The organism is Armatimonadota bacterium (assembly GCA_016789105.1).
Lineage (GTDB): Bacteria > Armatimonadota > Fimbriimonadia > Fimbriimonadales > Fimbriimonadaceae > UphvI-Ar2.
Window position 1 is genome coordinate 1 of sequence record JAEURN010000001.1, and the last position, 14,679, is coordinate 14,679.

The 14,679-nt window shown below is 60.5% G+C and carries 13 protein-coding genes; 6 read left to right on the forward strand and 7 right to left on the reverse strand.

Going from position 1 to position 14,679, the window contains the following annotated elements:
- Both JNM28_00005 and JNM28_00010 read right to left on the reverse strand, forming a co-directional pair.
- On the reverse strand, positions 1–3,243 hold a 3,243-nt coding region (locus JNM28_00005), incomplete at its 3' end, for a hypothetical protein (GenBank protein MBL8066814.1).
- A gap of 177 nt (positions 3,244–3,420) precedes the next feature.
- Entirely contained in the window at positions 3,421–4,506 is a 1,086-nt protein-coding gene (locus tag JNM28_00010) for a hypothetical protein (protein MBL8066815.1), read from the reverse strand.
- Between the two features lie 180 nt (positions 4,507–4,686).
- Here JNM28_00010 and JNM28_00015 point away from each other — a divergent pair, with 180 nt between their 5' ends.
- Together JNM28_00015 and JNM28_00020 are read left to right on the forward strand one after the other, a co-directional pair.
- Positions 4,687–5,445: an alpha/beta hydrolase gene (locus JNM28_00015; GenBank protein MBL8066816.1), complete on the forward strand. Its 759-nt coding sequence runs from the start codon at positions 4,687–4,689 to the stop codon at positions 5,443–5,445.
- Positions 5,442–6,458: a low specificity L-threonine aldolase gene (locus JNM28_00020; protein ID MBL8066817.1), complete on the forward strand. Its 1,017-nt coding sequence runs from the start codon at positions 5,442–5,444 to the stop codon at positions 6,456–6,458. The genes JNM28_00015 and JNM28_00020 overlap by 4 nt, the downstream gene beginning before the upstream one ends.
- On the opposite strand, the gene JNM28_00025 is transcribed toward JNM28_00020, so the two are convergent.
- Together JNM28_00025 and JNM28_00030 are read right to left on the reverse strand one after the other, a co-directional pair.
- On the reverse strand, positions 6,414–7,208 hold the full coding sequence (locus JNM28_00025; protein MBL8066818.1) for a ribonuclease H-like domain-containing protein: 795 nt from the start codon (positions 7,206–7,208) through the stop codon (positions 6,414–6,416). The genes JNM28_00020 and JNM28_00025 overlap by 45 nt on opposite strands.
- A 3-nt stretch (positions 7,209–7,211) precedes the next feature.
- On the reverse strand, positions 7,212–7,781 hold the full coding sequence (locus JNM28_00030) for a hypothetical protein (protein MBL8066819.1): 570 nt from the start codon (positions 7,779–7,781) through the stop codon (positions 7,212–7,214).
- Between the two features lie 160 nt (positions 7,782–7,941).
- Between JNM28_00030 and JNM28_00035 the strand changes: the two genes are divergently transcribed.
- From JNM28_00035 to JNM28_00050, 4 genes are read left to right on the forward strand one after another with little or no spacing between them, the layout of a single operon-like run.
- A complete protein-coding gene (locus JNM28_00035; protein MBL8066820.1) occupies positions 7,942–8,334 on the forward strand; it encodes a cytochrome c maturation protein CcmE in 393 nt (130 codons plus the stop codon).
- A 45-nt stretch (positions 8,335–8,379) separates the two neighbouring features.
- The gene (gene ccsA / locus JNM28_00040; protein ID MBL8066821.1) at positions 8,380–10,770 is read left to right on the forward strand and encodes a cytochrome c biogenesis protein CcsA; all 2,391 of its coding nucleotides are present in this window, start codon (positions 8,380–8,382) and stop codon (positions 10,768–10,770) included.
- Positions 10,742–11,104, forward strand: coding sequence for an aspartate 1-decarboxylase (locus tag JNM28_00045; protein MBL8066822.1), 363 nt, complete (start codon positions 10,742–10,744; stop codon positions 11,102–11,104). Before ccsA ends, JNM28_00045 begins: the two co-directional genes overlap by 29 nt.
- A gap of 2 nt (positions 11,105–11,106) precedes the next feature.
- Complete coding sequence (locus JNM28_00050; protein ID MBL8066823.1) at positions 11,107–11,682, forward strand: orotate phosphoribosyltransferase; 576 nt, start codon at positions 11,107–11,109, stop codon at positions 11,680–11,682.
- Here the strand turns inward: JNM28_00050 and trpS are convergent.
- From trpS to lysA, 3 genes are all read right to left on the reverse strand, one after another.
- Positions 11,676–12,635 (reverse strand): tryptophan--tRNA ligase, encoded by a 960-nt coding sequence (gene trpS / locus JNM28_00055; protein ID MBL8066824.1) that lies wholly within the window; start codon positions 12,633–12,635, stop codon positions 11,676–11,678. The two genes, JNM28_00050 and trpS, sit on opposite strands and share 7 nt — an antisense overlap.
- 71 nt (positions 12,636–12,706) lie before the next feature.
- Positions 12,707–13,357 carry a site-2 protease family protein gene (locus JNM28_00060; protein ID MBL8066825.1) on the reverse strand — a complete coding sequence of 217 codons (651 nt, stop codon included), beginning with the start codon at positions 13,355–13,357 and terminating at the stop codon, positions 12,707–12,709.
- Positions 13,357–14,640, reverse strand: a complete 1,284-nt coding sequence (gene lysA, locus JNM28_00065) for a diaminopimelate decarboxylase (GenBank protein MBL8066826.1) — start codon at positions 14,638–14,640, stop codon at positions 13,357–13,359. The genes JNM28_00060 and lysA overlap by 1 nt, the downstream gene beginning before the upstream one ends.
- Positions 14,641–14,679: the final 39 nt, after the last annotated feature.

The window sequence follows — 14,679 nt, forward strand, 5'->3', positions numbered from 1 at the left end:
GAACCCCCCGGCATAAGCAAACCGAGAAGCCCAAGAGCCCGAAGAGCTCAGGTCGTTGCCGAACGCATCGTAAACCCGAGAAGCGGAAACCGCCCCCGCCGCAGACGTCTGCACATCCAGGCTCTTTAGAGCCGAGTGGAACGTGGTCTTCACCCCGCCCCGGTTCTCGCCAGAAGGCGTGTACACCGCCGACCCATCCGACAAAACCGGCGCCGTGACCCCGACGCCGTTGCGTTTGAACGAGCGCGAGCCCGTGGAATCCGTCAGGCCGACCCGGGTGTCCAGGCCGTTGTAACTGAAGGAATTCGAGACCCCTGGACCCGAAATCGAAGTCACTCGGGATTCGAAGTCGTAACTGAACGTGGTCGTGCCCGAACTCCGGGTGATCCCGGTCGTGCGCCCCGCCGCATCGTAGGCGAAGGTGCGCGGGTCAGGGCCCCCGGTAACCGAGAGCAGCTTGTCGGCCCCGTCGTAAGAATAGGATTCAGTCGATCCGCCAACGGTGCGCGTCAGGCGGTTGCCGTTGGCGTCGTAGGTGTAGCTGGCCGAATAGCCCGTTGATTTGGATTCCGAGGTCAGTTGGCCGATGGCGTCGTAGCCGTAAGTGGTGGTGATGCCGCCTTCGATGACTTGGGTGACCTGCGAAGCCAAATCGAACGTGTAAGCCCGGCTTTGCAGGGTGGTTCCGCCGGCGTTTTTCGTGACGATGGAGGTCGGGCGGTTGCGGTTGTCGTAGCTGTAGGTTTCGGTGGTGCCGTTGGGGTTGTCTTTGCGGCTGAGCCTCCCGGCGGTGTCGTAGGTGTATGTGGAAACGTCCCCGTAGGCGTCGGTGAGGCTCGTAACCCGCCCGGCGGAATCATAGGCCGTCGACGTCGTGCCGACCCCGCTGTCGACCATCGTGGCGATTTGCCCGGCCAGGTTGTAGGTGTAACTGAGCGACCCTTGCGGCGTGGTCAGGGCCGTGACTTCGTCACCGACGTTGTATGTCCAGGTGCTGGTACCGCTGACATCCGCCATGGCGGTGGTGCGACCCGCATCGTCGTAGGCGAGGGTGGTGTCGGTCAGCCCGGTCGGGTAATCGACCAGGGTTTGCCGGCCAGCATCGTCAAATCCATAGGCGGTGGTTTGCCCAAGGGGGTTGACATAGGCGGTGGTGTGGCCGGCCCCGTCGTATGCCCACTGCTCAACGCTCGAATCGGGCAAGGTGAGAGTCGCCACCTGGCCCCGATCGGTGTAGGCGTAGGTGCGGGTGTAGCCCCGGCCGTTCGTGACCGATGTCAGGTAGCCGGCCGAGTTGTAGGCATAGGCGGTGGTTTCGCTTTTGGCGTTGGTGGCCGAACTCAGCCGGCCGGCGTCATCGTAGGTGCGGGAACCAGACCGGCTGAGCGGATCGGTGGCAGAAACGATGTTGGATTCAAGGTCGTAGGCGAGGCTGGAGACCGCACTGCCCGGCTCAGTTGCCGAGATGGCGCGGCCCCACTCGTCATAGGCGACGGTGGTGGTGTTCCCTGCCGGATCGGTGACCGACGTGGCCCGGCCCAGCACATCGTAGCTCGCGAAGCTATCGATGCCCCCCGGAGCGGTGGTTTGCACCACATCGCCTTGGGAGTTGTAAAACAGGGATTTCGTGCGGCCGAGGGCGTCGGCTGTCGCCGCGAGTTCCCCATAGGAGTTGTAGGTGTTGGTCGATGCGGTCCGCCCCAGGGCATCAGTCGAGGTCAGCAGCCTCCCGTTTGAATCGTAGGTAAAGGTGTCGGTGTGGCCGAGCGGGTCGGTGGCGGTCAGCAGGTCGTTGCCGCTGGAATAGGTGAACGTTGTGGTCTTCCCAAGCGGGTTGGTGGAAGTGAGGGTGTTTCCCTTGGTGTCAAATGTGGCGGTCCAAACCTTGCCCCGCTTGTCCGTCAAGCTGGTGACGTTCTTGTCCGAGTCGTAGACGTAGGCGGTGCTGTAACCTGCCTGGTCGACAACCGAGGCGACCAAACCGCCCGAATAGTTGTGAACGATGGTTTTGCCGTTCGGCTGGGTGAGCGTTGCGGCGGTGGAACTGTAACTCCAAGTCGAGGTCTGGCCGAGCGGGTTGGTGAAGCCGGTCAGGCGCTCGCTGGTGTCGTACGCCATGGTCCAAACCTTCCCGCGCAGGTCGGTTTCGGTCAGCATGTCGCTCGCCGCGTTGTAGGTGAACGTCCGGGTGTGGATGGCCGAACTCAGCGCCGGATAGGAGATCCCGGTCAGGTTGTTGGCCGAATCGTAGGTGAACGTCCAGACCCGCGAGGCCGGGTCAGTGACCGTTGAGATGAGGCCACTCGACGTGTAGGCAAATGTCAGCGACCGCCCCGTGCCGTCGATAATAGAAGTGATCTTTTCGCTGGTGTCGCGGCTGACCGTGACGGTGTTACTGTTCGCATCCTTGACGGCGGTGAGCCGGCCCGCAGAATCGAATTCGAGTTTTGTCCGGTTCTTGGAAGTCAAAGTCCACGTGCCGCCGGTGTTGTGGACAAGGGCGTCGTGGATCCCGGCGGGGGGTGCGAACACCCCGGACGTCTCGGTGTAAGGGACTTCCAGCCCGTCGCCATACCGGACGATCGCCGAAGAGCCGGACGTGTAGGCGATCTTAACGTCGTAGCCGTGGCTCCACCCCTTGCCGAGGTCGAAGCTGTAAGCACCTTTGGAGTTGTGGTGCAGGGTTAAGTCCACCCCGCTGTCCCCCCGCGCCATCCAGGAGACCAGTGGATAGGCGGCATGGCGGTTGCCGGTGTTGGAGTTGAGTTGGCTGCCACCTTCGGAACCGCCACCCGGCCCGCCCCCCGACCCTCCTCCGGGGCCCCCGCCTTCTCCCCCGCCGCCGCCGCCACCGGATCCGCCATCGACCTGGACGGCCGCCAATCCGGGGAGCGGGGTCAGCGAAAGCAGGAGATCGCTCGGAGCGATAGGGGCTTCTGCCTTCTCAAACAACCGGACACGGGCGAGGTCGCGCAACAGGTCCGGTGTCCATGTCCCGCCACGGCCAACGGGGTCGCGCCCCGGCTTTTCGCCGAAGAACACCCGGGTGGGTTTGTCCGTGTACCAGCCTTTCGGGCGCCGTTGAAAATCTTCCAACCGCTGTTGCAAACCGGCCGAGGCCCCGACCGCCAGCGCGTTCAAGCCAATTGCCGAAGCGCTGTAAAACAAAGCGCCGGCCAGGGCCGTGCAGAGGAGGCGGCCGATGGGACGGGAGGCGAATTCGCGGGTTGACAAGACGGACATGGCAAAAGACCTCGGGCTTCTGGGTCGATAATAACAAATATTGACAATATATTAGATAGTATTATGGTTATGATTTATTTCATATTTTTATCATGTAAATAATTCATAATTATTTGAAATATCTTGTGCCCCCGACCCGACAAATGTGTTTCGGGGGCAACGTGGCAAGGAATCGTTTCAGAGGAGCCGGTAGCCGGATTTGCCCAGGGGCCGCTCCATCACGACATTGCGGTCGTGTTGTTCAATGAGCGAGGCGGCGGCGGCGTTGAGGAGGGTCTCCCCAGGTTGCAGGCCGTCTAGTCGCTCCAACAGCCGCCCGTCATCCCGTTCGTCGGGACTGGCCACCTCAGTTGAGATATAGATCCGTGCCAGCGGGTGCTGGGTGCGGATTTCGGCGGCGAACCGCCGGGCGATGATGGGGTTTCGGGCGCAGAACACCTGCGAACTGCCCACCCAGGGTTGGGAACTGCCGGCAAGTTCCACTAGGTCGCGCAACAGCCCCGCATGGGCCGGCTCGACAACGATTGCCGTCAGGGTAGGGCGGCGGATTAGGGACTTGGATGCATCGACGTTATATTTGGGATAGGCGACCAGCGCGTGGGTGGCTACCCGAGGCCGGGCAGGGCCCGACCATGATTCAGCCAAGTCGCCCCGCCCGATGCCATTGAGGAACCCGTTTGCCAGCGAACGCGTGACGGGCAGGATCGGCTGGATTTTGGCGAGGCGCCCCACCAGGTCATCGACAGAATCCAACCCTTCCCTTGCCCTCCAGATGGCGGCTTCGGTCCAGCGGCTGGCCCAGAGGGACTGGAGGGGCTCGAACCATTCCCCCGCAAGCTCCGCCCCCAGGTGCCCCGCATAAAGGCTCAAAAAGGCGGCCGAGGCAGCGGTCTTGCCGTCTTCGGGGGTGGCAGATTGGAACGCTCGCCAGGCCCGGTCGATTTCATCGAAGGCACTGACGAAATCACCCTCCAGCCAGATGGCCCCCTCCCCGGCTGATACCAGCGCCGCCCCGGTCGCCCCGAACGTCCCCTCCAATGTTTTGCGGAGCATGTAGAGGGTTGCCGAAAGGCGGTTGTTCGCCTTGATCCCCCGGCTTTCCGGCCAAAGCATGGCGATCAGGTCTCGCCGGTTCATAGGTTGGCCGGGATGGACGGCGAGGGCCAACAACAGCTCGGCCGTCTTGCGGGTCGGGAACCCGGCAATGGCCTTGGTGTTGCTGCGCGCCGCCACCCGACCGAATAGGTCGATGCGGATTTGCATATTCTTTTGTCTCTCCCTTTTTCAGCACACCGGTAGATATGCTGACCCTGATTTTATCAATCAAGCAGACAAAAATCACCCCTTTGCTCCATATTTCTTGGGAATTTGCAAAATTTGTCTACTTTCACTGATATTTCAGGCCCGGGCCGTCGGAGTCGCCGGAGTGCCAGAATCGGTGGTGTGACCGTTCTCAGGGATTTGCCCTATTGCCCGGGGGTCAAGGCATGCCGCCTCGACCTGTTCATGCCTGGAGGGCCGGGGCCTCATCCGCTGGTCGTGCTCATCCATGGGGGAGGGTGGATCAGTGGGGATCGGGATTCGTTCCACGGTGAAGCCGCTTGGTTTGCCTCGCAAGGAGTCGGTGCCGCCTGTGTTTCTTACCGCCTGGCCCCGCTGGAACCTTTCCCAGCCGCTTGCGACGATGTCTTGAATGCGGTGGCCCACCTCCGGAACGAATCCAAGCTCCACGGCATCGACCCGTCGCGGATCATCGCGATGGGCAACAGTGCGGGAGGGCACCTGGGTTGTATCGCCGGATTGCAGCGGAATCTTTCTGACGGGAGCCCAGCTCAAAACGCCGACGCGGTGGTTGCCATCTGCCCAATCACCGACGTGCGCAACCCGGAACAGACGCACTTCCCCATATCGATGTCCTTTTTAGAGCAGTTCCTGGGCGGGTCGCACGCGGAATCGCCCGAGAGGTATGCGGCGGCATCGCCGGCAACCCATGTCCATGGCGGGGCGCCGCCGTTTTTGATTTTCCACGGGACGGCAGACGACATCGTCCCAGTGGAGCAGTCGAAGTCTCTTTACATCAAACTGTGCGAATCCGGGGTTCCCGCCGAGCTCCACCTATTGGAAGGGGAGGGGCATTCGTTCAGTTACCCGGCGTGGGAGCAGATCCGCGCCCAGTCCCTTGAGTTCATCCAAACCTTATGACCATCGACCTTCGATCCGACACTGTGACCCGGCCAACGCCGGAGATGCTCCAAGCGATGATTTCGGCGCCGGTCGGTGACGACGTGTTGGGCGACGACCCGACCGTGCTGGCGCTGGAAGCCAAGGTTGCGCAGATGACCGGGATGGAGGCCGCCGTCTTTGTTCCCAGCGGGACGATGGGCAACCAGGTCGGCATTGCCGCTATCACCCAACCAGGTGACAGCATATTAGTTGAGGACGAAGCCCACATCCTTCACTATGAAGTCGGGGCCTTGGCGGTGCTGAACGGCTTGACGGTCAGGACTTTTGAGACCCCTCTCGGCTTCCCCTCTCCCGAACAGATTGGGGCCAAGGCGATGGCCGCCTCGCTCCATACGCCAGGAACGACGCTGCTTTGTCTGGAAAACACGCACAACCGACACGGGGGGACTGTGGCCACACCGGAGGAGATGGCAGATTGGCGGGCAGCGGCCGACCGGCTGGGGCTCAAAATCCACCTCGACGGGGCAAGGCTGTGGAATGCCGCCGCCGCTTTGGGCCGCCCCATCCACGACTTCACCCGCCATGTCGATAGCGTCAGCCTCTGCCTGAGCAAAGGCCTGGGCGCCCCGGTGGGCAGCGTGTTGGCCGGTTCAGGAACCCACATCGATCAAGCCCGCATTTGGCGCAAACGGCTTGGCGGCGGCATGAGACAATCCGGGATCCTTGCCGCAGCGGGCATTTTCGCCATCGATCACGGCTTTGCCAACCTAGCGGCGGACCATGCCCGGGCCTCTACTTTGAGCGGGTTCATCAACCGGCACACGCGTTGGTCTTCTCCAACACCGCAAACGAACATCGTGCTGATGGACATCGACGGAGATGCTGGGGAATTGGCGTCATTGTTGGATTCCAGAGGGCTCCGGTGCTTCCCGTTCGGCCCGAGCCGCATCCGCTTTGTGTTCCACTCGCAAGTGGATGATGCGCAATTAAAAGAGGCTAGCCTGATCCTCGGCGAAATCGGCCTCGCTTAGCCCAGCCGAGGCCAGCGTTTCGGCCCGCAGCTTGCCATAGGCAATTGCGGCCAGAGTCTGGAGGTTGACGACGTCTTCCCGGTTGTAGTCGATGAGGGTTTGCAACGATTGCTCCCTACCGCGTTGGAACTCGTTCCAGAGCCGAATGGCGTCAAGTCCGCTGAGGCCGTCGGTGTCTTCGCCGCGGTTGATGCCGAGTTGCTTTTCGATTTTTTTGAGCCCACCGCGATACCCAACCCGTTTGAGCGCGGGGCAGAGGTCGAGGTGGATTTGGTCGAACGGCACAAATGGAAATGCCTTTTTAAGCATCGGGATATCGAATCCGCCGCCGAAGAACGTGACGACCATCCCAAATCGGCTGAAGACGTCGGGGAAATCGCCCAGGTTTTGACCCTTGACCAGGCAGGTGAATTCGGTGCCGTCATAGATGCCGACAGTTGTGATGGATTCCCCTGATTGCCCGCCATCGGTTTCGATGTCCAGATAGCAGACGCAGTCGGAAAATTCGGGCCAGGCCCGCCACGATTCCCGGCTTCCCAAATGCCCGCCAAAGAATTGGTGGTTCCTCTGGTCAAGGGCTTTAGCCGATTTTTCTAATTGGTCGCGCATGAACCCGCTATCGACCGAGCCGGCAGAGAACCGCCCTGGGTTGGCGAGGTAGGTTTCCCAGCTTCGGCACCCATCCCGCCACAGGGTGCGCTCGGTGTGAGAACCCAGACCCGGGATGTGGCAGAAGCTGTTTGTGAGCAAAGCTCAGTTGCCGCCGCTGGCGGTCCCGCCTTGGCGGATCTGGGGCTTGGAATTGAGGTCTGCGCCGTAGTTTTCAGCCGGGATGCGGAGGTCGATGACGGTTGACGAGGGGAACGGCATCTTTTTGGCCGGGTCGCGGTACCAATAGAATCCAGTTTCCAGGTTCCGGTCGAATTCCCCGGTGATGCGGCAGACCCCTTTGCCCCAGTAGGTGGCGTTCATGTCGTCGCCAAACCATTGGACCCCGCGCCACTTTCCTTCGATGACGACAGTGCCTTTGCCGGTGTAGACCGCTCGCTGGTTCTTGTCGTATTCCTTTCTCAGGCTGCCGGACAAGGTGGTCATCTGGCCATCGAGTTTGCTGACGAGGAGGGTGCCTTTGAAGCTGAATTCCAAGCGGCCTTCCCCATCAATGATTTTGAAGCTGCCGATTTTGGTGGCCATGTGCAAAATGTCCATATCGGTGCGTCCGGCAAACTTGCCCATTTGCGCCGGTGAGGCGGATTGCGCAAAGTTGGGTGCGGCCGCAACAGCAAGAGCGGCAATGGGGATCAAGCGGGTCAGCGGGGTCATGGGTCTGGCCTAGGGGTTTGAGTCGCGTTAGTTTACTCGGTACCGACGGATCGGAACAGTCATCTTGGGTCAACACGTCGGCTTGGCCGGCGGTTCCCGGCCGGGTGGCCTACCGGCGCGGTTGGGGCCGGTCCGAAGATTGCGTAGAATCAGAACAGCCATGGTTGCGTTCAAACCGATTGCCGGGGTCGTTGCGGGGGTCGCCGCACTGGCGGTGGCCGCTTTTGTGATGCTCAGCAATGCCAGCCCCTATGTGACAGTGGCCCAGGCCCGGACGAGCCAGCTGACCGACATGCACTTGCAAGGCAATCTGGTGAAAGAATCGCTGCGGGTCGATTCGGCCAATGCCCTGATCCGATTTACAATCGTCGACGACCTCGGTGAGAAGATGGATGTGGTGCACCATGGGCTGCCCCCTGCAAACATGGGCGAAGCAACCCGGGTCGTGGTCGTTGGCGGAATGAAAGACGGTCACTTTGAAAGCAACAAACTTCTGACCAAGTGCCCGAGCAAGTACGAAAGCGACGGCAAGGCGAAGCCGGCGGTCGAATAGGCGGCATCTGATTTGTTTAACTTGTTGGCCCAAACCCATGTTCCTGTGAACTCTCTGACATGGGTCGGGATTGCCGGAGGGGCGCTCGTCGCGGCGGCTGGGATCCTTGCTTTGTTTGGTTTTGTGGCGGCCTTTTTGGACAAACCCGTCCTGGCGGCCCGGGGGCTATGGGGCACAAGCCTCTGCCTGCTTTCGGCTTTTGTCGGCCTCGGGGTTTTGTTCGTCACCTCCCAATTCCAATTCCGCTACGTTCAACGGCATTCGGCTTACGATCACGAATTGCAATACAAGATCGCCGGCGTCTGGTCGGGGCAAGAGGGGTCGTTCCTGCTTTGGGCGATCGGCTCGGCCCTGTTCTGCTCCCTGGCCGTTTCGAAAACTGGGAAGTACAAGCGGTGGTTTTCTGGCGTTTGCTGCCTGTTTTTGGGTGCCTTGGCCGGAATCCTGATGTTCGAATCCCCCTTTCGGCTAAACCCGGCAGGGACGGATTTGCGCGATGGGTTCGGCTTGCCGGCCTCCCTCCTCAACTACTGGGTTGTGATCCACCCGCCGACGATTTTTTTGGGTTTTGGCTGCCTAACGGCGTTGTTCGCGTGGTCGGTTGCGGCGATGTTGCACCGGGATTTGGACACCTGGATCGACCAGGTTCGCCCGTGGGCGCTGATTGGCCTATCGTTTTGCGGCGTCGGCCTGTGCATGGGGGGGTTCTGGGCCTATGAGACGTTGGGCTGGGGCGGTTTTTGGGCGTGGGATCCGGTGGAGAACACGTCTCTCGTCCCCTGGATATTCCTGGCCGTACTGATCCACGGAGTGATCGTCCAAAAGGCGAGATCCAAGTGGCATTGGCAGAACGTGTTTTATGCCGCGGCGCCGTTTGTAAGTTTTGTGTATGGCACGTTTTTGACCCGTTCCGGTTTCCTTGGCGACACGAGCGTCCACAACTTTGCGCAGATGGACCGGACGGCGATGTGGATTTTGGTGGGCATCGGCGCGGCTGCCTTGGCCGGATTCGGCGGGGTATTTGCATGGGCTCGCAAGCGGATCGACGTGCCATCGCCCCAGCCCAACCCCGGGTTCTGGACAAGGGAGACGTTTTATGCCTATGGCAACTGGTTCATGATGTCGGTCGGATTGGTGGCCGGGTTTGGAATGAGTGTGCCGCTCATCCAATCCCTCCAGGGCCAACAACCCAAGGTGGTTGACGAACACCTTTACAACACCATGGTTTCGATCCCGTTCATGGTGGTGATGGTTTTGATGGCCATCGCTCCCTTGTTGAGCTGGCGTGCCGAGGGGTTGGCCAACTTCAAGAAATACTTTGTGAATTTGTTGGCGGCCACGATCGCTACCGTGGGTTTTCTTTTGCTTTGGGTGAAGTGGGGCGGCAACGAGGTGCAGGTCGGACCTTGGATCATACGGTTTCCGGGGATGGCGGCCGACCCTGGCAAACAAGTGCAGATGCTGCTTTCCGGCTCGGTGCCTGCGACTCCTTGGATTCTGTTTTTGATCGGGCTTTGCGCTTTTTCGGTCTACGCCACGTTGGTCAAAGCCTTTTTGCAGTTCCGCAAGAAGCCGTTGAGCTCGGCGGGGATGTTGACCCACATCGGGTTTGCCCTCACGATGGCCGGCTTGATTTTTTCGCGCGGGTTCGAGCAAAAGGTCACTGGCATCTCGGTTCATGAATCGAAGACGGTTTCGGCGTTCGGCTACAAGATGTCGCTTATGGGGGCGAGTTCGACTTTCGACAACCGGCACAACAAGATCGAGATCCGGTTGGACAATGGCCAGGATGTCCATGTTGCCCGCCCAGGCCTTTACTTTACGATGGGCCAGAACGGGATGCCGAACGAAAACGTATGGCCAGACATCATCTCGCGGCCGCTCTACGACATCTATGTCGTCGTCCGATCCTTCCAGTTCAATGAAGACGGAACTCCTGATTTTGGCGGGAGCGAACCACAACCGCTGTTGCCGGGCCAAACTGGCGTGTTTTTTGGCACGATGGCCACCTACCACGGCATGGAAACGGAAGGCACACCTGGGATGGCAGGGGCAAAGTTCACGGCGGTGATCACGATCGATACGGCCGAGGGGACCAAGACCGTCCGGCCCTATGTGAAGCTTGTGGGCCCCGGCCAGCTGGAGCGGCCTGTTGTCGATTTGGGCCACGGACTTGGGCTCATGTTGGACAGCATTAATGCTGCCGACAAGTCGGCCAACATCTCGTTCAAATACCTAACCCCGGCCTACCCTGTGGAGGTGTTCTATAAGCCTTTGACCATATTGGTCTGGTGGGGGGTCGGTATCATGGCCGTTGGCGGCGGGCTCACTGCGTACTACCGGCGGAACCAACGGTCGGACAAAGGACGCCGAGACGACACGCCAGCCCAGCCGGAACCCGAAACCGATGCAACTCAAGACCCTGTTGAAGTCTAAGCTCCATCACGGGCGGATCACATATGCCAACCCCGATTACGTGGGCAGCATCGAGATCGACGGGGATCTGTTGGATGCCGTCGGGATAGTGGAAGGCGAGCTTGTGCACATCTGGGCCGTCGACCACAAATCGCGGATTCAAACTTATGCGTTTAAGGGCCCCAAGGGGGTCATCGGCCTAAACGGGGGCGCCGCACACTTTTTTGAGAAGGGCGACCGCGTGATCATCGCGGCCTTTGCGCTCAGCGACGACCCGGTGACGCCCAAAGTGCTCTTGCTGGGCGACCAGAACCAGGTTCTGCGCGAGTTGCAACCGTTCACGGTGTTGGGGTGACGATGTCAGGAAACCAGGCGATGCTCGAACAGCTCCTCGAGGAGTCGGGAGCCATCCTGAGGGGGCATTTCAAACTCACATCGGGACGGCATTCCGATGTCTATTTCGAAAAATTCCGCGTGCTGGAAAACCCTGCCGCCTTGAGCGCACTTTGCCGCGAGATCGCCGAACGATTTGCCGGGCAGGCAGACATCGTGGCCGGGCCAACAACCGGCGGGATCATCATCGCCTTTGAAGTGGCTCGCCAAATGGGGGTCTCGGCAATTTATGTTGAGAGCGAAGACGGGGTCAAGACGTTGCGCCGCAACGCAGTGATCCCGGCGGGTTCCCGCGTCTTGGTTGTCGACGACGTGCTCACCACCGGCCTTTCCGTCCAAGAGACGATGGATGCGGTCAGCCGGTTCGGTGGGACAGTCGCCGGGGTGGGGGTTTTGATCGACCGCTCATCCCAATCGCTGGATTTTGGGGTGCCCTTCTTTGCGGCCTACCAAGTGCAGGCACAAAGTTGGGCCCAGGATGAGGTTCCGGACTGGTTGTCGGCAATCCCGGTTGCCAAGCCAGGGACGCGGAGTCAGTAGAGCCCCATCGCTTCCCGGACTTTGGCCATGGTTTCCGAGGCCACGGATCGGGCTTTTTCGGCGCCGGCGGCGAGGATCGCCTCGATGTCCCCGTCGGAGATCTGAGCCCGGCGTTCCCTCATCGGCCGGAAGTATTCGTTGACGGCTTCTGTCAGTTCCTTTTTGTTCTGCATGCACCCGCGTTCGCCGGCAACATCTTCTGCCCATTGTGTTTGCCAATCGGGCGAATAGAGCTTGAGGTATTGGCACACCGCGCACCCTTCCGGGATGCCGGGGTCGGACTTTTTGATTTTTGTGGGGGTGGTGAACGCGCTTTTGATCTTCTCAGCGGTTTCGTCTTCAGTGTCGCTGAGATAGATGCAGTTGTCGTAGCTTTTGCTCATTTTGCGCATGTCCAATCCGGGGACTTTGGCCCGCGTCTCGTCCTCGGGGATCATGTACTTGTACGGTTCGAAGAGCTCAACTTCAAACAAGCGGTTGAACCTCTGCCCGATGTCGTTGCCGATTTCAAGGTGGGGGGCTTGGTCGCGGCCGACGGGTACGCCGTAGGGCCGGTAAAGCAAGATGTCCGCCGTTTGGAGGACGGGATATCCGAGCAGGCCGTAAGGTTCCCGTTCGGCTCCGCCGATGTCGGCCTGTTTTTCTTTGTAGGTTGGGTTCCGTTCCACCCACCCCAGCGGTGTGACCATGCTGAGCAACAGGTGCAGCTCGGCATGTTCTTTGACGTGGCTTTGCACAAACACTGCCGATTTATCTGGGTCGATTCCCGCTGCGACGAAATCCTTTGCCACCGCCCGGGCGTTGTGGCCCGACTGGCGGTCGGTGTTGGTGGTGAGCGTGTGCCAGTCAGCGACCATGCAATAGAGTTCGAATCCTTCGTTTTGCAGGGCCACCCAGTTGCGGAGGGCACCTTCGTAGTTGCCGATGTGCAGCTTGGGATTGGTGCTGCGCATCCCGCTCAAGATGCGATTGTTTTTGCTCACGGGGCCATTTTCCCTGCTTTGGGCGGCACCGGCCCGGGGCTTCACCGTCCGAGGAGGAACCGGAGCAGGAAGATCGCTGGCCGTTCCAACACCAATCCGAGGAGGCTGAAGTTGGAGACTTGGCCTACCAGCACCAACAAGAGCAGCGCCGGGGTGCCGACTGTCCGGTTGAACTGGAACCACTTGAGCCGCACCGGCTCTGGCAACAGCAAGCCAACCAGCCAGTGCCCGTCCAACGGGCCGAAGGGAATGAGGTTGAACAACATCAAAGAGATGTTGATGAGAACGCCCAAGAACAAGAATTGGAATAGAAAGCCAGATTCGGAGATGTTGGGGACGAACGGGGCAACGACCCGGAACACGACCGCATAGGCCATGGCTTGAACAAAATTACACAGGGGGCCAGCCATCACGCTGGCAAACCAATCCCAGCGAGGGTTGTGCATTTTGGCCGGGTTGACCTGAACCGCCTTTCCCCACCCGATCCCGAAGCCGGTCAAAGTCGTCATGACGATCATGATCGTCCCGAAGAGGTCGAAGTGTTTGGTGAGGTTCAAAGTCACCCGGCCCTGCTGGCGCGGGGTTGGGTCTCCGGAAAGGTCAGCGACCTTGGCATGGGCATATTCGTGCAGGCCGATCGCAAAGAAGATCACGATTAGCGAAGCGATGACATAGTCAGGGGTGATAGGCATTACAAATCCTCCGGTAGGCATTCCCGCGAAAGGAGATCCTGCCACGTTTCGGCCTTTTGGAGGATATCCACTCCCCCATTCTCCCTCACCAGCACGGTTGCCGGCCGGGGATACCGGTTGTAATTGCTCGCCATACTGCTCGAATACGCCCCGGTGGACAGAGTGACCAGGACGTCGCCCGGGGCGGTGTCGGCCGGAAGGTCGGCCTCCGCGATCAGCATGTCGCTTTCGCAATGCCTGCCGCTGACCCTCGTCGGGTGGTTGGGCGGAGTTTTGCCCACAACATAGGCGGCGTATGCCGCCCCGTAAAGTGCGGGCCGAGGATTATCGGCCAGTCCCCCATCTACGACAACATACCGGCGCGAAGCCCCATCCGGCAACGGGACATCTTTGACCACCCCGACCCGGTAAAGCGTGACCCCGCATTCGGCGATCAGGGATCGGCCAGGTTCCTGGACGAGCTTTGGGAAGAGCCCACCCAGGCTGAGGGCATCCCGGACGCCGCGGCTGAGTTCGGCGCAGTAATCAGCAACCGGCATGGGGAGTTCATCCGTATACCGGACGGCCCGTCCGCCCCCGAGATTGAGCACCCGGGCCTCGAACCCGCACATTGCCTTCATGTGAAGGGCGAATTCCGCAAGTTTCTTCCCGGCTTCGATCTGGGCCACCGGATCCAGGAGTTGGGATCCGACATGGCAATGGAACCCCGCAAGGTTCAACCCCCGATCCAGGCAAAACTGGACCGCTTCTTCGGCCTGCCCCCCCAGGATGCTGAACCCGAACTTGGTGTCTTGTTGACCGGTGCTAATCTTTTCGTTGGTTACAGGCAGGACGCCGGGGGCCAGCCGGAGCATCAGCTCGGTCTGGCACCCGATCTCGGCCAAGTGGCGGAGCTCCCCGCTATTGTCGACGACAATCTGTCCGATCCCCGACTGGATGGCGAACTCGATTTCGAAAGCAGATTTGTTATTGCCGTGGAGATGGCAGTCGGCAGCCGGGATTCCGGCTTGCAAAGCAGCCATAAGTTCGCCGGCGCTGGCGCAATCGATGCGGCACCCTTCTTGCCAGGCGATGCGGAGGATGCCGCACACGCTGTTGGCCTTGCTGGCAAACGTGAGCTCCCCACCCGGTTCAACGGCAGAAAACGCTTGCCGGTAGTTTCGGATCGTCGCGCGGAAGTGGGCCTCGTTCACCACGTAGAGCGGGGTGCCAAAACGCTGGGCAAGATCGGCGGCCAAACCATCGTCCGGACTCCATCGGGGGTCGGGCGGGCAAGGAACCATCATCGGATTGTATCACTGCCTCCTTGGCCCACTGGGCGG

Bases quoted from the DNA above. Each gene is read 5' to 3' on its own strand.
- JNM28_00010 (MBL8066815.1), bottom strand. From the start codon at position 4,506: ATGCAAATCCGCATCGACCTATTCGGTCGGGTGGCGGCGCGCAGCAAC.
- JNM28_00020 (MBL8066817.1), top strand. From the start codon at position 5,442: ATGACCATCGACCTTCGATCCGACACTGTGACCCGGCCAACGCCGGAG.
- JNM28_00030 (MBL8066819.1), bottom strand. From the start codon at position 7,781: ATGACCCCGCTGACCCGCTTGATCCCCATTGCCGCTCTTGCTGTTGCG.
- JNM28_00035 (MBL8066820.1), top strand. From the start codon at position 7,942: ATGGTTGCGTTCAAACCGATTGCCGGGGTCGTTGCGGGGGTCGCCGCA.
- JNM28_00045 (MBL8066822.1), top strand. From the start codon at position 10,742: ATGCAACTCAAGACCCTGTTGAAGTCTAAGCTCCATCACGGGCGGATC.
- JNM28_00050 (MBL8066823.1), top strand. From the start codon at position 11,107: ATGTCAGGAAACCAGGCGATGCTCGAACAGCTCCTCGAGGAGTCGGGA.
- trpS (MBL8066824.1), bottom strand. From the start codon at position 12,635: ATGCGCAGCACCAATCCCAAGCTGCACATCGGCAACTACGAAGGTGCC.
- JNM28_00060 (MBL8066825.1), bottom strand. From the start codon at position 13,357: ATGCCTATCACCCCTGACTATGTCATCGCTTCGCTAATCGTGATCTTC.
- lysA (MBL8066826.1), bottom strand. From the start codon at position 14,640: ATGGTTCCTTGCCCGCCCGACCCCCGATGGAGTCCGGACGATGGTTTG.